The sequence below is a fragment of the Vibrio sp. J1-1 genome, assembly GCF_021728395.1.
Taxonomy (GTDB): Bacteria; Pseudomonadota; Gammaproteobacteria; order Enterobacterales; family Vibrionaceae; genus Vibrio.
The window spans coordinates 225,195-251,056 of sequence record NZ_JAKKCM010000004.1 but is presented as its reverse complement, the minus strand read 5'-3'; the positions used below and the strand labels follow the sequence as shown (position 1 = coordinate 251,056).

The following is a 25,862-nucleotide window of genomic DNA, read 5'->3' as shown; positions in this document are numbered from 1 at the left end:
AAAAGAAACAAAGTTATACAAAATATTTTTTGTACAACTTTATGTGATTAGTCTATGTTGTACGTATAATATTTTTGTACAACACAAACGGTTGAAGGTGCGTAGGAGCAACGAAATGGAATTACGGTCTGTCGTCGATATTTACCAGCAGCTCAGCAAAGATAACTTACATCTGCTGGATGAAATTTATCATCCTGATGTGGTGTTTGAAGACGCAGCGCATCGATTAGAGGGGAGAACCGCACTCTACCAATACTTTCAATCTCTTTATACCAACGTTATCCGCTGTGACTTTGTCATACATGAACACCAACAGGTGGACGAAACGGGTTTTATTACCTGGACGATGGAATTACTTCATCCAAAGTTACAGGGCGGGTCGCCAATTTTGGTAAATGGTGCCTCTCATCTGAAGTTTGCGGAAGGACAGGTCATTTATCACCGTGACTACTTTGACCTCGGAGAGATGTTATATGAAAACTTACCTCTACTTGGCTCGGTGGTAAAAATCGTGAAGCAGAGGTTATCGCAATGAGTGGTTCGATTTTGATCACAGGCGCGACATCTGGCATTGGAAAGCAGCTTGTATTGGATTACGCCAATTCTGGTTGGCGCGTGATTGCGTGCGGGCGTAACGAAGCCGTACTCAATGAGTTAAGCGAGCATTCTCCGCAGATTGAAACACTTCGGTTTGATGTGACTAACTACGAAGAGACTATACATGCTCTGTCATCACTTAACTTTGTTCCAGGTACCTGGTTTTTCAACGCTGGTGATTGCGAGTATATGGACAATGGCCACGTTGACGCGAGACTCATGGCGAGAGTACTGAATGTCAACGTTATTGGGGTGGCAAATTGCGTCGAAGCCTGCCAGAGCTATTTTGAACCGGGACATCGTGTGGTGATTGTCGGGTCTATTGCTTCTGAAGTGGCTTTACCGAGAGCGGAAGCGTACGGCGCATCGAAAGCGGCTGTGAGCTACTTTGCTAGAACACTTGCCTTAGATCTCGCAAATAAAGGTATACAGGTCGTGACGGTCTTTCCCGGCTTTGTCGAAACGCCGCTGACCGACAAAAACACCTTTGAAATGCCGATGATCATCTCCGTCAAGCAAGCATCTGAATCGATCAGGAAGCAACTTGCGGCAAACAAAAGCCTCATCTATTTCCCGGCGAGGTTTACCAGCATTCTTCGCTTCATTTCGTTGTTTCCATACCGCTGGCAAGCCTACTTAATGCGTAAACTCGTGTCTTAAAAAGGAAGAAAATATGAAAATTGCAATTATAGGCACTGGGATATCCGGACTGACGTGCGGTTACTACTTGCATAAAGAACATGACATTACTTTATTTGAAGCGAATGATTACATCGGTGGGCACACAGCAACCGTTGATGTCACTGTGGATGGAAAAGACTATGCAATTGACACAGGCTTTATCGTTTATAACGACCGTACCTATCCTAATTTTATCAAGATGATGAATGAAATTGGTGTAGAAGGTATACCGACTCAAATGAGCTTTAGCGTCCGTAACAAGGCGAACGGCTTAGAGTACAACGGGCACACGATTTCTACACTTTTCGCGCAAAAGCGTAATTGGTTTAATCCAAAGTTCTATCGTTTTATCTACGAGATTCTTCGTTTTAACAAGTTAGCGAAAAGCTTCGCCAACGATGAGAATACAAACCTGCAAACGCTTGGAGAGTTCCTCGATGAACATAAGTTTAGTCAGTTCTTCACTGATAATTATATTCTCCCTATGGGCGCGGCAATTTGGTCTTCTACACTCGCGGACATGCGTGCATTTCCGTTGATGTTTTTCTTACGCTTCTTCTTGAACCACGGATTGCTTGATGTGACGAATCGTCCACAGTGGTATGTGATCAAAGGCGGCTCTCGCGCTTATATTCCTCCATTGACTCAAGGATTTGCACAAAATATCCGTCTCAACAGCCCGGTTGAAAGCGTTACGCGAAGTAAAGATCGTGTGCTATTACACGTAAACGGGACTACGGAGTGGTTCGATGAAGTGATATTTGCTTGCCACAGTGATCAGGCAATGAGAATGCTCAGTGAGCTGTCTGACGAGGAGCAAAGTATTCTTGGTGATATGGCTTATCAATCCAACGAGGTGGTTCTGCACACTGATACAAGTTTGCTTCCGAAACGTAAAGCCGCGTGGGCTTCCTGGAACTATCTGTTAGAGGGTTGTGATAGCGAAAAACAACGATTGCCGTCACTTACCTACGATATGAATATACTTCAGCATTTAGACTCTACACATACTTTTTGCGTAACGTTGAACAGCACCGATCAAATTGACGCAAGCAAAATTCTTCGCAAGTTCACTTACGATCATCCCGTGTTTACGACCGAATCTATAGCCGCTCAGCAGAGGAGGAGTGAGATTCAGGGTGTTGCACATACCTGGTTCTGTGGGGCTTATTGGCATAACGGGTTTCATGAAGATGGCGTACGTAGCGCTTTGGATGTGGTCAAAACGCTGAAAGAGAAAACGAAAACACAAGATGTTACTTCGTTGCAAAGAGGCGCGGCATAACATGGCTAGCTGTATGAACAGCCGATTGTTTATTGGCAATGTAAGACATCGTCGCTTCACACCCGTGTCGCACGAGCTGAACTATTCGCTATTTATGCCAGCCATTGATGTTGACGAAATTGATGAGCTGGAAAAAAAAGTGTGGGGATTTGGTACACGCTGGTGGCATTGGGCTAGGTTTAAACGCAGTGATTATGTCGGTGAAGGAAACCTTAAAAAGGCAGTACAAGATAAATTGGAAAGCCTGACAGGCGTTAGATGTGATGGCCGCGTCATTGCGGTTTGCCACTTGCGCTATTTGGGCCTCTATTTTAGTCCGGTTAATTTTTACTATGTTTATAACAAGCTTGGTGAATGGAAATACTTGTTAGCTGAAGTAAGCAATACACCTTGGAATGAACGTCATTACTATGCTGTTTCCGCTCAGCAGGATGATGAACAGTTCGGGTGGAAGCAAGAAAAAGCGTTTCATGTCTCCCCGTTTAATCCAATTGACCAACAATATCGGTGGAAGATTAATTCACTGACGGACAGGCTCAATATTCATTTAGAGTGTCATAAAGGTGGTAAGCATTTTGATGCAACAATGGCAATGAAAGCGACAGTACTATCTAGTAAAAGCTTGATGAGGTGTTTGGTTGTCACACCGATACAAACAGTAAAAGTGGTGTTTGGAATTTACTGGCACGCATTAAAGTTATGGAGAAAAGGTGCGCCTTTTTATTCCCACCCTAAATACTCCAACGAAAATAAAACACCGCCAGAGAATAAAAATAACAAAAAGCTATAACAAGGAGAATTCTGCATGTTGAATAGTAGTGCAATCACATTGCCGTGCGAACTGAGTACGACTCAAAAAGCGGCTCGCAGAGTGATGGTTCAATGTTTGAAAAAAATGGAATTTGGTTGTTTAACCTTAATTGAGAGCTTTAATTCAGGCGCGACAGAAAAAAGCGAACGTTTTTCTGCGCCTGATGGTTCGTATAACGGTCAGCCTGTTGTTGCAACCATCGAGGTGAAACATCCCGGTTTATACTCACGAATTTTACGAGGTGGGAGTATCGCAGCGGGTGAGGCATACATGGATGGCTGGTGGGATAGCCCAGACCTGACCGCACTCATGAAGCTGATGGCGATAAATATGCGAGCATTAGATCAAATAGAAGAGCAGGGGAGTCGGATAACCAAGCTATTTTACAGAATCAGCCATTGGGCTAACCGCAACTCACAAGAGAATTCTCGCAAAAATATTCATGCTCACTATGATCTGGGCAATGCGCTGTATGAGTCATTTCTTGATAGTAATATGCTCTATTCATCTGCGCTTTATCGCCAAGATAATGAGTCACTAGAGCAAGCGCAGATCAATAAAATGGATCGTCTTTGTCAGCAGATCGACCTAAAGGCATCCGATCACGTTATAGAGATTGGTACTGGTTGGGGAGCGATGGCGATCTACATGGCTGAGCAGTATGGCTGTCAGGTAACCACCACCACCATTTCAGAAGAACAGCACGCTTACACCAAGCAACAGATTGAAAAGAAAGGCTTGTCGGATAAAATCACGTTGCTTAAAGAAGATTACCGAAATCTGACTGGTACGTATGACAAGTTGGTTTCGATTGAGATGATTGAAGCGGTGGGGAAAGCGTTTTTACCCTCCTACATCAAGAAGTGCGAATCACTGCTTAAACCGGGTGGATTAATGGCCATTCAGGCGATTACTATTGCCGATCAGCGTTATGAATATTACAGCAATAACGTCGATTTTATTCAGAAGTACATTTTCCCAGGTGGTTTTTTGCCTTCTGTTACCTCGCTTACCCAAGCGACAACCAAGTATAGTGACCTTGTTGTTCGAGACCTGTTTGATATCGGCCTCGATTATGCGAAAACACTCTATGAATGGCATAGCCGATTTAATAAAGCAGAGAAAGAAGTTCGTGCGCTTGGTTACGATGATCGATTTTTCCGTATGTGGCGTTACTACCTGAGTTATTGCGAAGGTGGTTTTTTGGCGCGAACCATTAGCGCGGTACACATGACGTTTCAGAGACCTTAATTAGCCATGAGAGTGTTGATTGCATCAACTTGGTTTCAACTTTGCTGGTTTGCTGCAGTGCTCGGTACCTATCAGTGGCAATGGTTTACCCTTTGTTTTACTTTGGCCACCATTGCCTTTTGTGCGGTTCACGATGCGCCGTCATTGAAACCCATCGCTGTCATCGTAATTGTCGGACTCGCCCTTGATAGTCTTAACCAACAGGTTTCACTGTTGAGCTTTATAACGATATGGTTGCCAATATGGCTACTGTGCTTATGGGTAATGTTTGCCTGGTATGCCTACCAGCTTAAGACAGTTTTGTATCGTTTCCCTAAAACCTACGTATCAATAGTAGGCGGTATCGGAGGTGGGGCCAGTTATTTAGCTGGTTACAAACTCCAGGCCGTAAATTTTGGTTACGACGTTGTTTTTACTCTGATTATTTTATTTGTGGAATGGTGCGTTGTAACCCAGTTGATACTCAAGGTGTATGGAAATGAAAAGCTTACAGGGAAAGTTAACCAAGAATCTAACTAGTGTGTTACTCCTTTCTGGGTTGGTTGGACCGATTCCGCTATTCGCACAGAGTGTGGGTGCAGATACGACCTCTGTGAATACCGCGGAATGGCGTCAATGGAAAACGGTCGGTGAGGCAAAACTTACTTGGTTCATCTTCGATATCTATGAGTCACGTTTAAGAGCGCCTGACGGCAGGTATCAGGTTGGTTCTGATGTGTCTCCTCACCCAATTGCAATCGAAATTTATTATCAGCGTGACGTTACAAAGCAGCAGTTGCTTGAGGTTACGGATGAGCAATGGCAAAAGCTCGGTGTAAATAAACAACGTCGTCAAGAATGGCTCTCCGAACTTAGTAAGATGTATCCTAATATAAATAAAGGCGATGAACTCGCTTACGTAACAGACGGGAAAGCGGGGCATCTTATTTATCGTCGAGCCGGAGACGCTTTCCTTCAAACTGTTGGATATGTTGAAGACGAAGGGTTGAACGATGCATTTCTCTCCATTTGGTTGTCACCAAAAACCGAATTTCCGAAACTTCGTAAACAATTAATAGGGCAGGTTACACAGTGAAGATTTTCAGACTGTTAATCATTCTGGCGATGAGCGCCGTTACCATTCTTGTTAGCTCTTGTTCGGCAGAGTTAGACAATTACCAGACGACTAAGCCCAGCTTTGACTTGTTTGGTTATTTCGATGGAAACGTGAAAGCATGGGGAATGATACAAGACTACACAGATAAGCAAACCAGGCGATTCGAAGTGGATATTGTTGGCACAGTAAAAGGGAATGAGTTGACGCTGGTGGAGGACTTCGTATTCGATGATGGTGAAGTTGACCAACGAGTTTGGGTGATTACCAAACGAGAAAATAACCGTTATCAGGGAAAAGCGGATGACATTATTGGCGTGGCAACAGGTCAAGAGCAAGGTAACGCATTACAGTGGCAGTATGATTTTGAGTTAAAAATGGATGACGACACCATTACTGTCGCTTTTGACGACTGGCTTTATCGTCAAGATGACAGACACGTGTTTAACCTAACTAAAATTAAGAAGTTTGGTGTAGAAGTAGGAACCATTACCTTATTCTTTCAAAAACAATAGCATTGAGTACATTTGTCATTATTCAGCCACTTGTTAAGCAAAAAAGGTTGACGCTTTCACGTCAACCTTTTCAATGTCTGGCTAATTAAATTAGCGTTTACAGCTTATCAGTTAGTTCAATTGCCTGACCGATGTAGTTTGCAGGTGTCATTTCTTTCAGGCGCGCTTTCTCGTGCTCAGGAAGCTCTAGGCCATCGATAAATACACGCATTGCTTCACCATCAACACGCTTACCACGAGTTAGCTCTTTTAGCTTCTCGTATGGCTTCTCGATGCCGTAACGACGCATTACAGTTTGCACTGGCTCTGCCAGAACTTCCCAGTTCTTATCAAGTTCAGCTAGAAGCGCTTCACGGTTAACTTCTAACTTGCTGATGCCTTTTAGCGTTGAAGTGTATGCGATTACTGCATAGCCCACACCCACACCTAGGTTACGTAAAACTGTTGAGTCAGTCAGATCACGTTGCCAGCGAGAGATTGGCAGTTTTTGCGCTAGGTGACCGAATACTGCGTTCGCAAGACCTAGGTTACCTTCAGAGTTTTCAAAGTCGATTGGGTTAACTTTGTGTGGCATTGTCGAGGAGCCGATCTCACCAGCAATGGTTTTTTGCTTGAAGTGGCCTAGCGCAATATAGCCCCAAACGTCACGATCGAAGTCAATAAGGATTGTGTTGAAACGTGCAACCGCGTCGAACAATTCAGCGATGTAATCGTGTGGTTCGATCTGAGTTGTGTATGGGTTCCAAGTTACACCTAGAGATTCAGTGATGAACTCTTCGCTGAATTTGTGCCAGTCTAGCTCAGGGTAAGCTGACAGGTGTGCGTTGTAGTTACCTACTGCGCCGTTTATTTTCGCTAGGATCTCAACGTTTTCGATCTGCTTGTATTGACGCTCCATACGGTACGCCACGTTAGCCATCTCTTTACCCATTGTTGATGGAGAAGCTGGTTGGCCGTGTGTGCGAGACAGCAGTGGAATGTCACGGTATTCAACAGCAAGCGCTTTGATTGCGTCGATTAGGTTGCGGATTTCTGGAAGAATTACCGTCTCACGCGCTTCTTTAAGCATTAGAGCGTGTGACGTGTTATTAATGTCTTCAGAAGTACATGCAAAGTGGAAGAACTCATTAACGGCATGCAGTTCAGGAACATCTGCCACTTTTTCTTTTAGGAAGTACTCAACCGCTTTTACGTCGTGGTTGGTTGTGCGCTCGATCTCTTTGATTCGGCGCGCATCTTCTTCAGAGAAGTTTGCAGCAAGGTCGTCTAGGAATTGGTTAGCTTCTGCGCTGAATGCTGGCACTTCTGCTATTTCAGCAGTAGCAGCTAGCTTTTGTAACCAGCGGACTTCAACGATAGTACGGTATTTAAGTAGACCGTATTCACTGAAAATTTCGCGTAACGCAATCGTCTTACTTCCGTAACGGCCGTCTACTGGTGAAACAGCAGTCAATGCTGACAGTTCCATGATGTTCTCCTGAATTGGGTTTCTAAATTTCGTGAGCGTTATACCAATAACTGTGGCAATTGTCACGAACATTGCGCAAACGTTTGCGCGAGAGTGGTTTTAAGCTAAAAAAACGAGCTCGCGAGAAACGCGAGCTTGTAGTTGTTATTCTTACATACGGGCCAACAGGATCTGTGCCTGTTCTACCATTTTCTTGCGACCAAAAATCAAGTGACGACGTTTACCACCAACCTGACGCCAAAGCACGGCACTGCGAATACCGGATAGTAGCAGTGCACGAACTTTATGCTGAATTGAGGTTTGTTGCAGTACTGCGGGAGTACCCGTTACTTGAATACGTGGACCGATAGGGCTGACTACATCCAGATAAATGCTTGCCAGATTGCTGATCATTTGGTCGTCCATCAACTCGAAGTGGTCGGATTGACGCTGTGCCATCTGGATTCGATCACCGAGCTGCGACATAGCGTCGTTGCGAGCAGTCAATTTACGTTCCAACGCCATTAGGCTGATGATGTAGCGAGTGAGTTCGCTGCCAGACGGCGTACTATCGATTCCTTTAACCAAACACTCCAGACCGAGCTTAAGGTCGGCTTCGCGACCGAATACGCCAATCGTGTTGGCTGGACTGGTGTTCAAAATGGCGTTAATGGATGTTTCAAAGGCATCTTGATCACAATGTCCGTTTTTCGCAACTTGTTGAACCAAAGCAACAGCTTGGCAAATGCCAGCAAACGCGATAGTACGGTCATAAAGTGTATTCGCCACGTAACAACTCCTAAGCTTGAGAATATTTAATGCGTTGTTCGATGATACCGCCACCCAGACAAACGTCATCTTTATAGAACACAGCGGATTGACCTGGAGTCACTGCAATTTGTGGCTCGTCAAAGATAACTTTAATGTTCTCATCATCGATAGGGATGATTGTACAAGGAATGTCTTGCTGACGGTAACGAGTTTTTACCGTGCACTTCATAACATCGCGAATTGGCTCACGATCTACCCAATGCAGTTGTGATGCAAGTAGACCTTCTGATTTTAGCATTGGGTGATCTTTACCCTGAACGGCAATTAGCACGTTACGCTTAAGATCTTTCTCACCAACAAACCATGGATCTTCATTACCACCGCCGCCTTTACGGCCGCCAATATGCAGACCTTTGCGCTGACCTAGTGTGTGGTACATCAAACCTTGGTGCTGGCCAATGACTTCACCATCTGGCGTTTCGATGTTGCCTGGTTGAGCTGGCAAGTAACGACCTAAGAAGTCAGTAAACTTACGCTCTCCGATAAAGCAGATACCAGTCGAGTCTTTCTTTTTCGCTGTAATTAGACCTTGTTCTTCCGCGATACGGCGTACTTCAGGTTTTTCCATATCACCAACCGGGAACAGGCTGCGCGCAACTTGTTCGTGGCTTAATGTGTATAGGAAGTAGCTTTGGTCTTTGTTGCTATCCAGGCCACGTAGCATTTGTGGCTTCTCGCCATTTTCTGGGAAAGAACGGCGTACGTAGTGGCCCATTGCAATGTAATCTGCATCCAGTACTTCGTCAGCAAATTCAAGGAACGCTTTAAACTTAATTTCTTTGTTACAAAGAATGTCTGGGTTAGGCGTACGGCCTGCTTTGTACTCAGCAAGGAAATACTCAAATACGTTATCCCAGTATTCGGCAGCAAAGTTAATGGTGTGTAGGTGGATGCCAAGCTTGTCACATACTGCCTGAGCATCGGCTAAATCTTCTGCTGCTGTGCAATATTCTTCGTTGTCATCTTCTTCCCAGTTCTTCATGAACAGGCCTTCTACTTGGTAGCCTTGTTGCTTTAGAAGATACGCAGAAACAGATGAATCAACGCCGCCGGACATACCGACGATGACTTTCTTTTGGCTGTTATCAGACATTACTAAACACCACTTAAATAAACGGGAGGAAGATTCTACCAGAATCCACAAACCGGTGACAGATCCGAGAGCGAAATCACACTTCGATTTTGCTGTCTTTTTCCGCAACAGCACCACCAAATAGTAATTTCATAAGTATAGAAAGGATATATATGGCATAGTTGCCGAAAATCCAAGAGGTAATACGAAGATGACTGAAGAAAACCAATTTATGCAAGAAGCTGAGTTAATTGAGATTGTTGAAAACCAGCTAGAAGATGGCAATCCAATTAAAGCAAAAGAAACACTGATGCGTTTAATGATGATGGGGACGCCTCGTGAAGATGCGGTAGCAATGATGGCGTGTGCGATGTCAATTGAAGTATTTGATGTGATGAAAAACGAAGGTGAATTTAATCTAAAACGCTATAGCGAACACCTGGAACAACTGCCAGATTTAAGCTTTATGGAAGGTGAATAAGTCGCAGTAAATAAAAAAGAGAGAGGCAAACGTTTGCTATAATTGCTTTTATTGCCGCCATATTATTCGCGGTATAGAATCCGTTTTCCTTTTTCATCCCTTACTCAGACTAACAATATGAAATTTCCTGGACAACGCAAATCCAAGCATTATTTTCCTGTTCATGCTCGTGACCCACTAGTCAGTCAAGCACAAGAAAGCAAGAAGATGACGCGTACTCACATCATCGGTATTGATCAAACTCTGGTCGATATTGAAGCAAAAGTTACCACTGATGTGATTGAAAAATACGGTTTGAGTAAAGGTCACTCATTAGTGATTGATGATGCAACAGCAGAAGCGCTTTATCAGCATCTAAAAGAAGAGAACCTAATCACCAACGAATACGCTGGTGGTACGATTGGCAATACGCTTCATAACTACTCGGTTCTTGCTGATGATCGTTCTACCTTGTTGGGAGTAATGAGTCAGGACATTAAAATTGGCAGCTACGGCTACCGTTACTTGTGTAACACATCAAGCCGTATGGACCTTAACTACCTTCAAGGTGTTGATGGCTCGATAGGGCGCTGCTTTGCTCTGATTACGGAAGAGGGTGAACGTACTTTTGCCATCAGTGAAGGTCAGATGAACCAGCTTCATCCGGACAGCATCCCAGAAAAAATATTTAAGAATGCTTCTGCGCTGTTGCTAACCTCTTACTTGGTTCGTTGTAAAGCGGGTGATCCAATGCCGGAAGCAACAATGAAGGCGATTGAATACGCGAAAAAGTATGACGTGCCAGTTGTACTGACGCTGGGTACCAAATTTGTTATTCAGGACGATCCTCAATATTGGCAAGAGTTTATTCGTGACAATGTTTCTGTTGTAGCCATGAATGAAGATGAAGCTGAAGCTCTGACTGGTGAATCTGATCCTTTAGCGGCATCAGACAAGACGTTGGATTGGGCAGATTTAGTGCTGTGCACTGCTGGGCCTGTAGGCTTGTTTATGGCTGGCTATACAGAAGATAACGCGAAGCGTGAGACCACTTTGCCATTGTTGCCAGGGTCAATTGCAGAGTTTAACCGTTACGAATTTAGCCGACCAGCACAAAAAGAAGCGTGTGAAACACCGATTAAAGTGTATTCTCATATTTCACCATATATGGGTGGTCCAGAAAAAATTAAGAATACCAATGGAGCAGGTGATGCTGCTTTGTCTGCGGTTTTACATGACATGGCTGCAAATAAATACCATAAAGAAAATGTGCCTAATTCAAGTAAGCACACTAATGAGTATTTAACTTACTCTTCTTTTTCACAAGTTTGTAAATACGCAAACCGTGCAAGTTATGAAGTTCTTGTTCAGCATTCTCCGCGTCTTTCACGGGGCTTGCCAGAACGAGAAGATAGTTTAGAAGAAGCATATTGGGAACGTTAATTTAGTCAAAGTTAACAGCTCATTTACAAATGTAAAAATGGCGTATAATGAAATGCGCCATTTTTATTTGTCTAGCAGATACAAAAAAGGCTCCTTACGGAGCCTTTTATATATCCAGCAATTAGATTAGGAAATCATCTAGTGATTTACCTGCATCAAGCTGCTCTTGGATTGCAGAAGGTGTACGGCCTTGACCCGTCCACGTTTTTTCTTGACCGTTAGTATCAGTGTACTTGTATTTTGCAGGGCGAGGCGCACGCTTAGATTTTGTTTTAGTCTTAGTTTCGCCTGATAGCGCATTAATAAGAGCTTCAACGTCAATACCGTCTTGAGCAATTTTTTCTGCGATTTCAGCTAATTTAGCCTCTTGCTCAGCTTGTGCTGCGCGTTCTGCTTCTTCCGTTTCTTTACGCTCTGCTACAACAGTAGACAGTTTATCTAGAGCTTCTTCCAATTGTTCAAGAGTCAGCTCACGAGAAAAAGCACGAAGGCTACGGATATTTAGAAGTGTTTTAGTCAGCTCAGACATAACGATTCCTATTAATAGGTTAATGTGTTGGGCACCTTTTATCGTTACGATGAAATAATGCCATGCTACAAAAAATAGTAAGTCCTTATATTTAACTTTATCTTTTACTTATGTGCAAATGCTAAATCATGATTTCGTTTAATTTTGGCCACTTTTTTAAAGAAAGTAATATTATTATTGAGAATTAAAACTTATAAGATGGGAATTCTAGTTAGTCCGCATAATTTTAATGACAGAAATTGTGTAAATATTTTTATTAGATGCATAGATGTTTTTACTCACTCACAAAGATAAAGCCTCAATGTATTCGTATTACATTTGCCTTATTTATCAATATTACATTAAGCATGGTAATTTTGTGTAGTAATAAGGTTTCATAGAAAGCGTAATTGAAGTGATGTCAGTTGCACAATAAAGATTTGTATAATGTTAGAGTGAGTTAACTCTTCCAGTTGGTTTAACTGATTTTTATCTGTTTAATTTAGTTTGATGTGTTGCATTGGCTTTTATCATAAGTACAATAGCGCCTCCTGATGCAATATTGCAGATAAATTGTTGCTAATTTGTATGATTAGCGGTCAGTTGTTTGCTGTTGCCGTAGAGGCGCAGTCTCGAAGAGTAGCTATTATTGGGGTGATGCCAATGAATAATAGTGGAAGGCGAAGATTGCCGAAGCAAGTAATTCATCAACATTATTTGCTGGGGTTGTATCCGAAAGGAACAACACTGCCATAGTATATTTATATTAAACTATGGAGCGCTACTGTAGGGTTGGGTGGAGTGTTCGCTTCCCTGTCGCTAAGTTCAACATGAGTACGTTTGATTGGAAACGTAACTTGTCTGCAGTAGATCTCTAGCCAAACTTTGGTTTTTGAAGATCATGAATTTAATAGATTTTTCTAGTTCTCCTGTTTCATTATTGCCACCGCTTGTCGCTTTGACACTGGCGATATTGACTCGACGTGTATTAATTTCTCTTGGTGTGGGTATCGCACTTGGTGCAATCCTGCTAAATAGTTGGTCGGTTGGCGATACCGCTAGTTATGTAGGTTCTCAAGTCTCTTCTGTTTTTGTAGAAGATGGTGGCCTTAACACCTGGAATATGAGTATTGTTGGCTTCCTTATCTTGTTGGGGATGACAACAGCATTATTGACGCTATCTGGTGGTACTCGAGCATTTGCTGAGTGGGCACAGTCTCGTGTTAAAAGTAAGCGTGGCTCTAAACTTCTTGCAGCCTTCTTAGGTGTATTCATTTTTGTCGACGATTACTTTAATAGCCTCGCTGTTGGTGCGATTTCTCGTCCGGTCACTGATCGTTTCTATGTTTCTCGCGCTAAGTTGGCCTATATTCTGGACTCAACCGCGGCTCCAATGTGTGTGATTATGCCGGCATCTAGTTGGGGTGCTTACATTATCACTATTATTGGCGGCATCTTAGTTTCGCATGGTATCACTGAATACTCAGCTCTGGGTGCATACATTCGTTTGATTCCTATGAACTTCTACGCGGTATTCGCTTTATTGATGGTGTTTGCTGTTGCGTGGTTTGGTCTGGACATCGGTAAGATGCGTGAGCATGAGATCTCTGCATCTCAAGGTCGTGGCTTTGACAAGGATAAAGAGAACGACGCGCCTGAAGCTCATGAAATCAACGAAGAGCTTGATATTCGCGAGAGCGAGAAAGGCAAGGTATCTGACTTGGTTCTGCCTATCGTGACACTGATTGTGGCGACTATTGCGGCGATGATGTACACCGGTGGTCAGGCTTTGGCTGCAGATGGCAAAGAGTTCGCACTATTGGGCGCATTCGAGAATACCAATGTGGGCATGTCTCTTATTTACGGTAGTTTGCTTGGTCTGGCGGTTGGTCTATTTACTGTGCTTAAGCAGGGTATTCCAATGGTTGAAATCATCCGTACGCTTTGGATTGGTGCGAAATCAATGTTTGGCGCAATTTTGATCCTAGTATTTGCCTGGACGATCGGCTCTGTTATCGGTGACATGAAAACAGGTTCTTACCTATCATCGTTGGCACAAGGTAATATTGACCCGCACTGGTTGCCAGTGATTCTGTTCTTGTTGTCTGGTTTGATGGCATTCTCGACAGGTACCTCTTGGGGTACGTTCGGTATCATGTTGCCAATTGCGGGTGACATGGCTGGAGCAACGGATATTGCGCTTATGCTGCCTATGTTGAGTGCAGTTTTAGCGGGTGCGGTATTTGGTGACCACTGTTCTCCGATTTCTGACACGACTATTCTGTCATCTACTGGCGCACGTTGTAATCATATTGACCACGTGTCTACACAGCTACCTTACGCGCTTTCTGTCGCGTTAGTGTCTTGCGTTGGCTTCATTACTCTGGGAATGTCGGCGTCTATCGCAATTTCATTCACTGCAGCAGCCGTTACTTTTGTGATTGTGTGTAGCGTTCTTTCTTGGTTATCTAAAGCTAAGATGTCGTCTTATCAGAACGTTTAATCAACCTAAATTGATTTGTAAAAGAGGAAGCTCCGCTAGATATAGCGGAGCTTTTTTTGAAACGCGATTTAGGTGAGGGGGGCAATCGCGTTTTTTGGGGTTAATTATTGTTCAGGGAATGGCTCTGGACAGCCATAGTCATACGGAATAACTTCTAGCTCATCATTATTGTTGTAGTCGTTTAGGATTTCTTGCATGTCTACTGCTCTTTGCGGATCAATAGGAGCATTTGTCCATGCATATACAGCGGTATCAATAATGTACTGAACTGATTGCCAGTTCCCTTCAAACATTAACTGTGCGGCATAGTCACCATCAAGGCGATGTCGAACATTTAGTATGAACGCTAATAGTTGTTGAGCTAGTTGCTCACGGTGGAAATAAGCTTCAGCATCACTATTGCTGTCGACTAAGAACTCAGAAACTTCCCCAACATTATCAAACGGTTCGAAACCATAATAATCTGTTGGAGAGCTGTAAGGGCTAGGTGCTAAACCACCTGGTTGTACACCATTGACGTAGTCGAGGTCACTTTGGGTGATTTCTGACATACCATTATTGTTATGCCAGTACCCTTTCGTATCAAAGTCAACTGGAGGAGGTGTACACATATTGTGGAATACAAAAGGCGAATCTGAGCTTAAGTTGTCAGAGCGTTGGGTAACGACACCTTCAATGAGAGGTAACCCATTACTATCGTAACTTAGTACTGATTCTACTAAGAACTCAACGGAAGTTGTTTCAGAAGTCGCTTTCCAGTCAGAATGCATTCCCTCTGTTTTTTCCATCACCACATACGGTGCAAGTGTTCCATAGCTGTCAGGTTTGACATTCGGTAGCATAGCGAAGAAGGACACACAGCCATCGGCTTTTGTTTTCTTAGTGACCGTTCGCTCTTCGACTTCATGCAAGGAATCGTCTTCTTCCATGATCCCTGCAGCTTTTAATTTAGGCTCGATAACTTCGCGAAGAGAGTCAAGTAGTTCCCCTGTAATATTGTCAGGTAGAGGCACACTCTCTGGAATATGTAAAATCATAGGCCAGTTTTCGACATAAGGTTCGCCCTCATCATGTGCTCCATTCATATTTAAGTCTTTTGACTTACATACTTCTATAGTGGCAAAGCCTGTACTACCAAAGCCTACAACCAGAATTGGTTCGTCTACCTCTATACCAGGTACATTAACAAAGTTTGTTGGAACAAACCCTTTATCATCGTCATAAGTACCATCATTATCTTCGTCAATACCATCATCGGCTAGTTCAAGCGCGTCACGTTTTACTAGCTCGTCCGAAAGGTTGTTAGGGTCAAGATAGCAAGCAAGAGGTGATACAAACTCTTTATGTGGTGGGTATGCAAGTTCGTGTAGCTTGTTGTAATCCCGTAAGTCGGCAAATGTAGTGAAGTGAGAAAATGGTAAGTTCAGAGGAGTAGTTCCTTCACCTGCAAACCACATTAACTGGTCAACTAGCCAAAATAAGTTGGCTCTATCAGTCACACTGAAGGTAACGGGAATCTGATCACCTGTGTCTGGCTCAGAAATGGTACGATAAATGCCTCGTAGATCTTCTAATGGATTTGGCTCGGTAACACCGAAGTCCCAGTTAGAAACGAGTTCATCTCCGTTGCTAGGGTCATAGGTACAGTTCAAGTTTTTATCATGGAAAGCTCGTAAGCCGATTTGATAATCCACGGTAGGCTGGCCCAAATTAGCTTTGAAGTTATCGGTTTTAGAGTTACGTGGAATAAAGCCGAAGAAGCCAGCGCAATCTTTCCCCGTTTCATCATCTGTAACGACACCACCACAAGCTTCTTTTACACTTTCTTCAGTGGATACCCATGCTTTATAAACGCCACCCGGGTTGGGAGTATTCGCAAATGGGAATAGCTGTATAGTTTCACCGTCAGGTGTATCTGTAGAACCTGCATCGATATAGTCTAAATATTCACTTCCGAGGTAGTGTTTAGCACACTCTACAACAGTTGTTTCCTCTACCAATTGACCGCGAGATTTAACCATTTGAGTGATGGTCACATACTCGTTGACGCGAGTTACTCCACCGTTACCATCGAAATGGAAAAGACGGCAAGCCAAGGGCTCTATTTCAAAATCACCTGCTTTGTTCGCTCCTATGCCTTTTGTTTTTACATTGCCTTCACATGTACCGCCATCACTACCTGCGCTGCCTAACGTACTAGAAAGCAAACATTTACCCGATGGATCCGTTACTTGGAAATAGTAGTCTCCCTCAGGCAATGCTGCTGCATGTCCTGGGGCATTTGGCCCAGGACCGCCATCTAAAAAGACTTCTTGTTTAGATTCGTAGCGGACGTTCTCATTGACGATGTCACCCGCTGGCGTGGTTGTGAAAATAGCGCCATCTAATCTAGCAAAAGCTGACATTGAAAACATGAGAGCCAGTGAAGATACCGCAAGAGTCGCTGTCCTTATTCTGGAAAATTGCCTGTTGGTGTTCATTTTCTGCTCCTGTGTCATCGTGGTTAATGACTAAGGAGTAGAGAGCAAAGAACATGCCTGTTTTAACTTGTTGATTTATAAAGACCAGAAATTAAGCTTTTGACGTAAAAATATTAAGTGAATGATAATAGAAGAGTTTGCTGTTACACAGTGTTACGTTACAGTGAAACAGTATTAGACGTTGAGGTTGTATTTTTTAATGAGTCGGTACAAGGTTGTTCTGGAAATACCGAGGTGGCGTGCGGCAGCACTCATGTTGTGTTTGTTTTCTTCGATAGCTTGCAGCAAATAATCAAGGTCGATTTGATCGACTGATGGGAGGAGTTGTCGTTCGTTGCAATCAAGCCCTAAATCTTCAACCAACAATGTATTGTCGTCACACATTATTATCGCTCTTTGGATGATATTGCGCAGTTCGCGCACGTTACCCGGCCAGCGATGTTTGAGTAGCATATCTTCGACTTCAGCAGACATTTTGTTGACTTGACCACTGGATAATCTGTTTAGAAAATGCTCTGAAAGCATAAGAATATCCCGACCTCTTTTTCTCAAAGGAGGGATCGTCAAAGGCAATATATTGAGTCTGTAGAATAGATCCTCTCGGAATTCTCCCTGGACCACTTCACTTTTCAAATCCACGTGGCTGGCTGCAATCACACGACAATCCACATCGATAAACTTATCAGCGCCGACTTTATGTATTTGTTTGCTTTCTAAAAAGTGTAACAAGTGAATTTGAAGATCGGGAGGCATGTCTCCAATCTCATCTAGGAATAAAGTCCCTTTGTGGGCTTTCTGAATAAAACCGATACGATCTGCAATAGCACCCGTAAACGCGCCCTTTTCATGACCGAAGAGTTCTGAGGCAATAAGGCCACTAGGAATCGCCCCGCAGTTTACTTCGATAAAAGGCCACTCTCGTCTTTTTGACAACTGATGAATCAGGCGGGCGCACAGACCTTTGCCCACTCCAGTTTCCCCTTGAATGAGCACTTCTGCGTCGCATCGAGCGTATTTTTTAATTGCATTACGAAGTTCTTGGATACATGCACTATTACCGATTAGTGGATACAAGTCGGCATCGCTGAAATCCACAACTTTGTTAGCAGTACTGTTATGCAGTTTCATCATTAATCACTATTTTTGCCCCAATAAAATAATAGTTTTTAATTAGTTGCCTCAAGGCGAGTTACTGTCTTTTTATTGAGAAAAATGTTAATTACTGAAGAGGAAAATGCTAACTAGCTGTTTATAGCAAAATTTATAAAATCGAAGTTATTTTTTAGGATACCGGTTGAATAGATACTTTTTTCATTGGTTTTTAGTACAGGTCAGATAAATAAAAATTAAATAAAAACAATGAATTAGTAAAAAATGTTAGAAAAGGTAAAATTTAGTGTTGAAAAAAACAGAATCCTTGGTTAGTGTGTTTACCAACAGAGCAACGAAACAGAGCAGTAAATAAGTATGCGCAATTTTGTAATGAACATTCATCACCATCATCACCCAGTCTAGTCTTTCGGGAGATGTGCGCATACCCGGGAGGCAGGATACTCCCGGAGGTTAAAATCAAAGAAATTCAGATTTAAAACCCTCGGGAGAAAACATTCTTCCGAGGGTTTTTTCGTTTTTGGTTTAAAAAATATTTATTTTTCAATATCTTGTACAGGGACATAGCAATGCAATCACAACGCTTAAGAATCGCAATTCAGAAAAAAGGTCGTCTTAGCAAAGAGAGCCAAGCTCTACTTAAACAGTGCGGCGTGAAGTTTAACCTCATGGGTGAGCGTCTTGTGGTTCACTCAGAAAATATGCCAATTGATTTGTTACTCGTACGTGATGACGATATTCCAGGGCTGGTTATGGACGGCGTTGTTGACCTCGGTTTCATCGGTGAAAACGAACTGGAAGAAGTGCGTTTAGACCGTAAAGTACAAGGTGAGCCATGTGAATTTGTTCAACTTCGTCGCCTTGACTTTGGTGGCTGTCGTCTGTCTATTGCTATCGATAAGGACGAAGAATATAACGGCCCTCAAGATTTAGCGGGTAAACGCATTGCTACGACATATCCGCACCTGCTAAAGGCATACATGGATAAAGCAGGTGTACCGTTCTCAACTTGTATGCTGACAGGTTCTGTAGAAGTGGCACCACGTGCTGGTCTGGCAGATGCGATTGCTGACTTGGTTTCAACAGGTGCGACACTAGAAGCAAATGGCCTTAAAGAAGCCGAAGTTATCTTTAAATCAAAAGCCACGCTTATTCAACGCTTAGGTGAGTTTGACGCGGATAAGACCGCATTGATCAATAAACTACTTACGCGTATGCAGGGTGTTCAGCAAGCAAAAGAGTCAAAATACATCATGCTGCACGCGCCAGCAGAAAAGCTGGAACAAATTAAAGCGCTACTACCGGGTGCGGAAGACCCAACTGTATTACCATTATCTGCAGACAAACAGAAAATGGCGGTTCACTTGGTGAGCTCTGAGAATCTGTTCTGGGAAACTATGGAACAGCTAAAAGAGCTAGGTGCGAGCTCAATTCTCGTGCTACCAATTGAAAAAATGATGGAGTAAGGGTCATGAGAACAGTTGTTTGGCAATCACTGAGTGAAAATCAACAAGATTCGATTTTAGAGCGTCCGGCTATCGCAGAAGGCGCGAACATCACCGCTGCGGTTGCTGAAGTTATTGCAAAAGTTCGTAGCGAAGGGGATGCTGCACTTGTAGAGCTTACCGAAAAGTTTGACCGGGTAAAGCCAGATTCAATTCGTGTTTCTGCGAATGAAATAGATGCAGCTGCTGCACGTCTTTCTGAGAAGATGAAAAGCGCGCTCAATCAAGCTTACGAGAATATTGCTAAGTTCCATAAAGCGCAAAAGCCTCAGCCAATTAAAGTTGAGACTCAACCGGGCGTAATGTGTGAGCAAGTGACCCGCCCAATCCAAAAGGTCGGTTTGTACATCCCGGGCGGCAGCGCGCCGTTGCCATCAACCGTTTTGATGCTTGGTGTACCGGCAAAAATTGCCGGATGTCGTAAAGTGGTGCTTTGTTCTCCGCCGCCAATTGCAGATGAAATCCTGTACGTTGCAAAACTTTGCGGTATCGACGAAGTATACAATGTGGGTGGTGGCCAAGCGGTTGCAGCGATGGCTTACGGAACCGAGAGCGTTTCGAAGGTCGATAAAATCTTTGGTCCAGGTAACGCTTACGTAACAGAGGCAAAACGCCAAGTCAGTAATGATTTCCGTGGCGCGGCTATCGATATGCCAGCGGGGCCATCTGAAGTTTTGGTTCTTGCGGATGAAACGGCTGACGCTGACTTTATTGCTGCTGATCTGCTTAGCCAAGCAGAGCACGGCCCTGACTCTCAAGTAGTACTTGTCACTCCGTCAGAGGTCATCGCTGATCAAGTAACCGATGCAGTACAACGTCAACTGAAGCAACTTTCGCGTGCTGACATTGCTCAAAAAGCGTTAGCATCAAGTTTGATTATTATTTCTGAGTCCCTGACTCAAGCTGTTTCGATTTCCAACTTCTACGGCCCTGAGCACTTAATCGTGCAAACCAAAAATCCACGTGAGTTGTTGCCATTGCTTGATAACGCAGGCTCTATTTTCTTGGGTGACTGGTCGCCTGAGTCTGCTGGTGACTATGCTTCTGGTACTAACCACGTGCTTCCAACTTACGGCTACACGCGCACATATTCTAGCCTTGGTTTAGCGGATTTCTCAAAACGTATGACCGTTCAAGAGCTCTCAGCTGAAGGCCTGAAAAACCTGGCTCCTACGGTTGTCACCATGGCGGAAGCGGAAGGTCTGGATGCACACAAGCGTGCGGTAACGATTCGTGTAGAAAAACTGGCAGCAAAGTAAGAAGGAAATATTGAGATGGAAAAGCTAGCGCGTAAACAAGTCCAGGAATTAACGCCTTACTTATCTGCTCGCCGTATTGGCGGTACTGGTGATGTATGGCTAAATGCTAATGAGTCCCCATTTGATAATGAATACAAAACCGATTTTGCTCGTCTTAATCGTTACAGTGAGTGTCAGCCAAAAGAACTCATTGCGGCATATGCGGCTTATGCTGGCGTGAAACCAGAGCAGACACTGACGTCGCGTGGTGCTGATGAAGGTATTGAGCTACTCGTACGTGCTTTCTGTGAGCCGGGAGAAGACGCCATCCTTTACTGCCCGCCAACTTATGGTATGTATTCGATCAGTGCTGAAACTATTGGTGTCGAGCGTAAGACCGTTCCATTAACTTCTGATTGGCAACTGGATCTGGCAAGTATTGAAGCGAACCTCGATAACGTGAAGCTGGTATTTGTTTGTTCTCCGAATAACCCAACTGGTAATTTGGTTAAGCGCGAAGACATAGTATCCCTACTTGAGATGACCAAAGATCGCGCGATCGTGGTCATGGATGAAGCGTACATCGATTTTTGTCCAGAAGCCTCAACTGTCGACTTGCTGGAGCAATACCCGAACTTAGCGATTCTTCGGACGTTATCGAAAGCCTTTGCGCTTGCTGGTCTGCGCTGTGGATTTACGCTTGCAAATGAAGAGCTGATTAATGTACTTCTTAAAGTTATCGCACCTTATCCGGTACCTGTTCCGGTCGCTGATATTGCGATGCAAGCGTTATCAGAAGCAGGGTTGGCTCGTGCTAAGTTTCAGGTACTAGATCTCAACGCCAACCGAGCTTATCTACAAGTTGGCTTGTCCATGATTCCGGGTCTTCAGGTGTACGAGGGCTGGGGGAACTATCTGTTGGTGAAATTCCCTGATGGTGATGCCCTGTTTAAAGCCGCATGGGATACAGGCATCATTTTACGTAATTCACCGATTGAAAACTGTGTGCGCATCAGTATCGGCAATCGTGAAGAGTGCGAAAAGACACTTGGGTTTATCAGAAACTACTATTCGTAAAACTGTAAAGTCATAAAGTTACCTTGCTCTCACACTCGAGTGAGAGCCAACCAAGATTAGCAATAAGGATGTTCTAGTGAGCAAACAACAAAAAATCCTTTTTATTGACCGTGATGGCACACTGATCGTTGAGCCGCCGATTGATTTCCAAGTAGACCGCCTCGATAAGTTGAAGTTAGAACCATACGTGATCCCAAGCCTTCTTGCGTTGCAGGATGCAGGTTACCGTTTAGTCATGGTGACCAACCAGGATGGTTTGGGTACGGATAGCTACCCGCAAGAAGACTTTGATGCCCCTCATAACATGATGATGGAAATTTTCGAATCTCAGGGCGTGAAGTTTGATGACGTTCTGATCTGTCCTCACTTTGATGAAGATAATTGCTCTTGCCGTAAGCCTAAGTTAGGTATGGTGAAAGAATACCTTCAGGGCGGCAAAGTTGACTTCCAGAATTCGGTTGTGATTGGCGACCGCGCGACGGACCTTCAACTTGCTGAAAATATGGCGATTCGCGGCATTCAATATAACCCAGAGACCATGGGTTGGAAGCAAATCCTAAAAGATCTGACTGTGAAAGCCCGTGTTGCTGAAGTTATTCGTACCACCAAAGAAACGGATATCAAAGTAGCCGTTAACCTTGATGAACAAGGTGGTAATGAGATCTCAACAGGGATGGGATTCTTTGATCACATGCTTGATCAAATCGCAACCCACGGGGGTTTCCAGCTTGTCTGTAAGGTTAAAGGCGATCTTCACATTGATGATCACCACACCGTAGAAGACACTGCGCTGGCTCTTGGGCAAGCACTGAAAGAAGCACTAGGTGATAAACGTGGTATTGGCCGCTTTGGCTTTAGCCTACCGATGGATGAGTGTCTGGCACAATGTGCGTTAGATTTATCTGGTCGCCCATACTTGAAATTCGATGCGGAGTTTGGCCGCGAGCAAGTCGGTGACCTCTCTACCGAGATGGTTGTGCACTTCTTCCGCTCTTTGACCGATACGTTAGCGTGTACTCTGCACCTGTCTTCTGCTGGCGACAATGATCACCACATCATTGAAAGCTTGTTTAAAGCCTTCGGCCGAACTCTGCGTCAGGCGATCAAAGTAGAAGGTAACGAGATGCCAAGTAGTAAAGGCGTTCTTTAAGGTCATTCCTTAGAGTATTGATAGGAGATGAGTACAGTGACAGAACAGAACGTTGTGATTATTGATACTGGCTGTGCCAACGTTTCTTCGGTGAGATTTGCCATTGAGCGCCTTGGCTACACAGTAACAATTTCAAAAGACCCTCAAGTTGTCTTATCGGCGGATAAACTTTTCTTGCCAGGTGTAGGCACAGCAAGTGAAGCGATGAAAAATCTTGAGGAGCGTGATCTAATCGAACTGGTTAAAAAGGTCGAGAAACCGCTTCTTGGTATATGCCTGGGCATGCAACTGCTTGGCAAGGTTTCCCAAGAGAAAGGCCAAAAAGCCGATGAGCTGGTTGAGTGTCTAGGTCTTTGTGACGGTGAAGTGAAATTACTTCAAACGGGCGATTTACCGTTGCCTCACATGGGGTGGAACACGGTGTCTGCTAAACCGGGTAACCCGTTGTTTAAAGGCATCGAAGAGGGTGAGTACTTCTACTTTGTCCACAGTTTTGCTATGCCAGTCGGTGATTACACCATTGCTGAGTGTAATTACGGCAACCCGTTTACCGCAGCAGTACAAAGCGGCAACTACTACGGAGTGCAATTCCACCCTGAGCGTTCTTCAAAAGCGGGCGCGAAGCTTATTCAAAACTTCTTAGAATTATAAAAAGGAATTTAGTGTGATTATTCCAGCTCTTGATTTAATTGAAGGACAGGTGGTTCGCCTTTACCAAGGTGATTACGGACAAGTAACTGAATACAAAGTGGATCCAGCGGAGCAATTCAACTTGTATCATCAAGCGGGTGCAAATTGGTTGCACTTGGTGGACTTAACTGGCGCAAAAGATACCTCTGCACGACAGCTTGATCTGATTGCAAAGCTATTGGCAAGCACACCAGCCAATATTCAGATTGGTGGTGGCGTTCGCGTTGAGCAGGACGTTGTGGATCTGTTAGAAGCGGGCGCGCAACGTGTCGTAGTAGGCTCTACAGCTGTTAAACAGCCTGAGTTAGTAAAAGGCTGGATGGAAAAATACGGCGCAGAGAAGATCGTTCTGGCTTTAGATATCAACATCGACCAGGATGGCACACGTAAAGTGGCTATCTCTGGCTGGCAGGAAGACTCGGGCGTAACCATTGAAGCATTGATTGATGACTATCTTACCGTTGGTCTAAAGCACGTACTGTGCACGGACATTTCTCGTGACGGCACGCTAGCAGGTTCCAACGTTGAGCTATACGTGGATCTTTGTAAGCAATACCCACAAGTTCAGTTTCAATCGTCAGGTGGCATCGGCTCACTGGCCGACATTGAAGCTCTAAAAGGTAGTGGTGTCGCTGGTGTCATTGTTGGCCGCGCGTTACTTGATGGCAAATTCACCGCAGAGGAGGCATTCACATGTTGGCAAAGCGAATAATCCCATGTCTTGATGTCCGTGATGGTCAGGTGGTGAAAGGGGTTCAGTTTCGTAACCACGAAATCATCGGCGATATCGTTCCTCTTGCGCAGCGCTACGCAGAAGAGGGCGCTGACGAGCTGGTGTTTTACGATATTACCGCGTCTAGCGACGGACGTGTCGTCGATAAAAGTTGGGTGAAGCGCGTAGCAGAAGTTATCGACATTCCTTTCTGTGTGGCTGGTGGCATTAAATCTGCGGAAGATGCAGCACGTATTTTGGAGTTTGGTGCTGATAAAGTTTCGATCAACTCTCCGGCTCTCGCGAATCCACAGCTGATTACTGATCTGGCTGATAAGTTTGGTGTTCAATGTATTGTGGTCGGTATCGACTCTTACTATGACAAGGACACGGGAAAATATCAGGTTTACCAGTTTACTGGTGATGAAGAGCGTACAAAAGCGACACAATGGGAAACGCGTGACTGGGTTCAGGAAGTACAAAAGCGCGGCGCTGGCGAAATCGTACTGAACATGATGAACCAAGATGGCGTCCGTAACGGTTACGACATTGAACAGCTCAATATGGTACGTGAAGTATGTAAGGTGCCTTTGATTGCTTCAGGTGGTGCGGGTGCAATGGAACACTTTGCAGAAGCTTACCAAAAAGCGAATGTCGACGGCGCATTGGCTGCGTCGGTATTCCATAAACAAGTCATCAATATTGGCGAGTTGAAACAGTATTTAAAACAGCAAGGTATAGAGGTACGAGTATGAGTTTTGCAGCCACCGAAGTAAGTTCTCTACAAGAGAGAATCAACTGGGAGAAGGTGGATGGTCTGGTACCTGCTATCGTTCAGGATTTTCAGTCCAGCCAAGTTCTGATGATGGGTTACATGAACCAGGACGCACTAGTAAAAACGGGTGAAACTGGTCAGGTGACATTTTTCTCTCGCACCAAAGAGCGATTGTGGACCAAAGGCGAAACCTCGGGTAACGTTCTTCAGTTGGTGAATATTTCACTGGATTGTGACAATGACACTTTATTGGTCAAAGTGAACCCGATTGGTCCAACTTGCCACACTGGCACCACAACGTGCTGGGATGGAGATCCACAAGAAGAGTCTCAAATGGTGTGGCTTCATCAACTTGAGCAGCTACTGGCTGCCCGCAAGGACGCCGACCCAGAGTCCTCTTATACCGCCAGTCTTTATGCCCGTGGCACCAAGCGTATTTCGCAGAAAGTGGGCGAAGAGGGCGTTGAAGTCGCGCTTGCGGCAACGTCGGGTGACAAGGCGGAGCTAGTGTGCGAATCGGCGGATTTGATTTATCACTTAATGGTTCTGCTGCAAGACCAAGGTCTGTCGATGAACGACGTAGTGAATAAGCTCAAAGAGCGTCATAAGTAACTTTTCTTATAATCGC

Annotated in this window: 24 protein-coding genes, 1 pseudogene, 1 riboswitch and 1 other annotated feature; of the genes and pseudogenes, 19 read left to right on the top strand and 6 right to left on the bottom strand. The window is 44.2% G+C overall.

Annotation, left to right across the window (positions count from 1 at the left end):
- Positions 1-115: 115 nt before the first annotated feature.
- From L3V31_RS08325 to L3V31_RS08290, 8 genes and pseudogenes are all read left to right on the top strand, one after another.
- Positions 116-535 (top strand): nuclear transport factor 2 family protein, encoded by a 420-nt coding sequence (locus L3V31_RS08325; RefSeq protein WP_237315617.1) that lies wholly within the window; start codon positions 116-118, stop codon positions 533-535.
- A complete protein-coding gene (locus tag L3V31_RS08320) occupies positions 532-1,257 on the top strand; it encodes an SDR family oxidoreductase (RefSeq protein ID WP_237315616.1) in 726 nt (241 codons plus the stop codon). Before L3V31_RS08325 ends, L3V31_RS08320 begins: the two co-directional genes overlap by 4 nt.
- Before the next feature lie 13 nt (positions 1,258-1,270).
- Complete coding sequence (locus L3V31_RS08315) at positions 1,271-2,563, top strand: NAD(P)/FAD-dependent oxidoreductase (protein WP_237315615.1); 1,293 nt, start codon at positions 1,271-1,273, stop codon at positions 2,561-2,563.
- 1 nt (position 2,564) lies between these two features.
- Positions 2,565-3,375 (top strand): annotated as a pseudogene (locus L3V31_RS08310) (DUF1365 family protein).
- Entirely contained in the window at positions 3,369-4,625 is a 1,257-nt protein-coding gene (locus tag L3V31_RS08305; RefSeq protein WP_237315614.1) for a cyclopropane-fatty-acyl-phospholipid synthase family protein, read from the top strand. Before L3V31_RS08310 ends, L3V31_RS08305 begins: the two are co-directional and overlap by 7 nt.
- A 6-nt stretch (positions 4,626-4,631) precedes the next feature.
- Complete coding sequence (locus L3V31_RS08300) at positions 4,632-5,144, top strand: DUF2878 domain-containing protein (RefSeq protein WP_237315613.1); 513 nt, start codon at positions 4,632-4,634, stop codon at positions 5,142-5,144.
- Entirely contained in the window at positions 5,104-5,700 is a 597-nt protein-coding gene (locus L3V31_RS08295) for a chalcone isomerase family protein (RefSeq protein ID WP_237315612.1), read from the top strand. Before L3V31_RS08300 ends, L3V31_RS08295 begins: the two co-directional genes overlap by 41 nt.
- A 29-nt stretch (positions 5,701-5,729) precedes the next feature.
- Positions 5,730-6,233, top strand: coding sequence for a DUF3833 domain-containing protein (locus tag L3V31_RS08290; RefSeq protein WP_237315794.1), 504 nt, complete (start codon positions 5,730-5,732; stop codon positions 6,231-6,233).
- A gap of 97 nt (positions 6,234-6,330) precedes the next feature.
- Here the strand turns inward: L3V31_RS08290 and purB are convergent, their stop codons facing one another.
- The 3 genes from purB to mnmA form a co-directional block, all read right to left on the bottom strand.
- Complete coding sequence (purB, locus tag L3V31_RS08285; RefSeq protein WP_014231477.1) at positions 6,331-7,701, bottom strand: adenylosuccinate lyase; 1,371 nt, start codon at positions 7,699-7,701, stop codon at positions 6,331-6,333.
- A 150-nt stretch (positions 7,702-7,851) separates the two neighbouring features.
- A complete protein-coding gene (hflD, locus tag L3V31_RS08280) occupies positions 7,852-8,469 on the bottom strand; it encodes a high frequency lysogenization protein HflD (protein WP_237315611.1) in 618 nt (205 codons plus the stop codon).
- Between the two features lie 10 nt (positions 8,470-8,479).
- Entirely contained in the window at positions 8,480-9,604 is a 1,125-nt protein-coding gene (gene mnmA, locus L3V31_RS08275; protein ID WP_237315610.1) for a tRNA 2-thiouridine(34) synthase MnmA, read from the bottom strand.
- Between the two features lie 190 nt (positions 9,605-9,794).
- On the opposite strand from mnmA, the gene L3V31_RS08270 reads away from it, so the two are divergent.
- Positions 9,795-10,064: a hypothetical protein gene (locus L3V31_RS08270; RefSeq protein ID WP_237315609.1), complete on the top strand. Its 270-nt coding sequence runs from the start codon at positions 9,795-9,797 to the stop codon at positions 10,062-10,064.
- 117 nt (positions 10,065-10,181) lie between these two features.
- A complete protein-coding gene (locus L3V31_RS08265) occupies positions 10,182-11,486 on the top strand; it encodes an inosine/guanosine kinase (RefSeq protein WP_237315608.1) in 1,305 nt (434 codons plus the stop codon).
- A gap of 121 nt (positions 11,487-11,607) precedes the next feature.
- Here the strand turns inward: L3V31_RS08265 and L3V31_RS08260 are convergent, their stop codons facing one another.
- Positions 11,608-12,015, bottom strand: a complete 408-nt coding sequence (locus L3V31_RS08260; protein ID WP_237315607.1) for an H-NS family nucleoid-associated regulatory protein — start codon at positions 12,013-12,015, stop codon at positions 11,608-11,610.
- 590 nt (positions 12,016-12,605) lie between these two features.
- Positions 12,606-12,786: riboswitch (Lysine riboswitch) on the top strand.
- A 109-nt stretch (positions 12,787-12,895) separates the two neighbouring features.
- On the opposite strand from L3V31_RS08260, the gene tet(35) reads away from it, so the two are divergent.
- The gene (gene tet(35) / locus L3V31_RS08255) at positions 12,896-14,497 is read left to right on the top strand and encodes a tetracycline efflux Na+/H+ antiporter family transporter Tet(35) (RefSeq protein WP_237315606.1); all 1,602 of its coding nucleotides are present in this window, start codon (positions 12,896-12,898) and stop codon (positions 14,495-14,497) included.
- Positions 14,498-14,601: 104 nt separating this feature from the next.
- Here tet(35) and L3V31_RS08250 read toward each other — a convergent pair whose 3' ends face one another.
- On the bottom strand, positions 14,602-16,977 hold the full coding sequence (locus L3V31_RS08250; RefSeq protein ID WP_237315605.1) for a hypothetical protein: 2,376 nt from the start codon (positions 16,975-16,977) through the stop codon (positions 14,602-14,604).
- Positions 16,978-17,151: 174 nt separating this feature from the next.
- The gene (locus tag L3V31_RS08245; RefSeq protein ID WP_237315793.1) at positions 17,152-18,105 is read right to left on the bottom strand and encodes a sigma-54 dependent transcriptional regulator; all 954 of its coding nucleotides are present in this window, start codon (positions 18,103-18,105) and stop codon (positions 17,152-17,154) included.
- 362 nt (positions 18,106-18,467) lie between these two features.
- Positions 18,468-18,605: a sequence feature (His leader region), on the top strand.
- A gap of 51 nt (positions 18,606-18,656) precedes the next feature.
- On the opposite strand from L3V31_RS08245, the gene hisG reads away from it, so the two are divergent.
- The 8 genes from hisG to hisIE all read left to right on the top strand — a co-directional run bounded on the left by hisG (position 18,657) and on the right by hisIE (position 25,846).
- Positions 18,657-19,553: an ATP phosphoribosyltransferase gene (gene hisG, locus L3V31_RS08240; RefSeq protein ID WP_014231486.1), complete on the top strand. Its 897-nt coding sequence runs from the start codon at positions 18,657-18,659 to the stop codon at positions 19,551-19,553.
- Positions 19,554-19,558: 5 nt separating this feature from the next.
- The gene (gene hisD / locus L3V31_RS08235) at positions 19,559-20,851 is read left to right on the top strand and encodes a histidinol dehydrogenase (RefSeq protein WP_237315604.1); all 1,293 of its coding nucleotides are present in this window, start codon (positions 19,559-19,561) and stop codon (positions 20,849-20,851) included.
- Positions 20,852-20,866: 15 nt separating this feature from the next.
- A complete protein-coding gene (hisC, locus tag L3V31_RS08230; RefSeq protein WP_237315603.1) occupies positions 20,867-21,907 on the top strand; it encodes a histidinol-phosphate transaminase in 1,041 nt (346 codons plus the stop codon).
- A 76-nt stretch (positions 21,908-21,983) separates the two neighbouring features.
- Entirely contained in the window at positions 21,984-23,057 is a 1,074-nt protein-coding gene (gene hisB / locus L3V31_RS08225; protein WP_237315602.1) for a bifunctional histidinol-phosphatase/imidazoleglycerol-phosphate dehydratase HisB, read from the top strand.
- A gap of 36 nt (positions 23,058-23,093) precedes the next feature.
- Positions 23,094-23,708 carry an imidazole glycerol phosphate synthase subunit HisH gene (gene hisH, locus L3V31_RS08220; RefSeq protein ID WP_237315601.1) on the top strand — a complete coding sequence of 205 codons (615 nt, stop codon included), beginning with the start codon at positions 23,094-23,096 and terminating at the stop codon, positions 23,706-23,708.
- A 13-nt stretch (positions 23,709-23,721) separates the two neighbouring features.
- Positions 23,722-24,459 carry a 1-(5-phosphoribosyl)-5-[(5-phosphoribosylamino)methylideneamino]imidazole-4-carboxamide isomerase gene (gene hisA, locus L3V31_RS08215; protein ID WP_237315600.1) on the top strand — a complete coding sequence of 246 codons (738 nt, stop codon included), beginning with the start codon at positions 23,722-23,724 and terminating at the stop codon, positions 24,457-24,459.
- Positions 24,441-25,214 (top strand): imidazole glycerol phosphate synthase subunit HisF, encoded by a 774-nt coding sequence (gene hisF, locus L3V31_RS08210; RefSeq protein ID WP_237315599.1) that lies wholly within the window; start codon positions 24,441-24,443, stop codon positions 25,212-25,214. The genes hisA and hisF overlap by 19 nt, the downstream gene beginning before the upstream one ends.
- Entirely contained in the window at positions 25,211-25,846 is a 636-nt protein-coding gene (gene hisIE, locus L3V31_RS08205) for a bifunctional phosphoribosyl-AMP cyclohydrolase/phosphoribosyl-ATP diphosphatase HisIE (protein ID WP_237315598.1), read from the top strand. The genes hisF and hisIE overlap by 4 nt, the downstream gene beginning before the upstream one ends.
- The last annotated feature ends 16 nt before the right edge of the window (positions 25,847-25,862 follow it).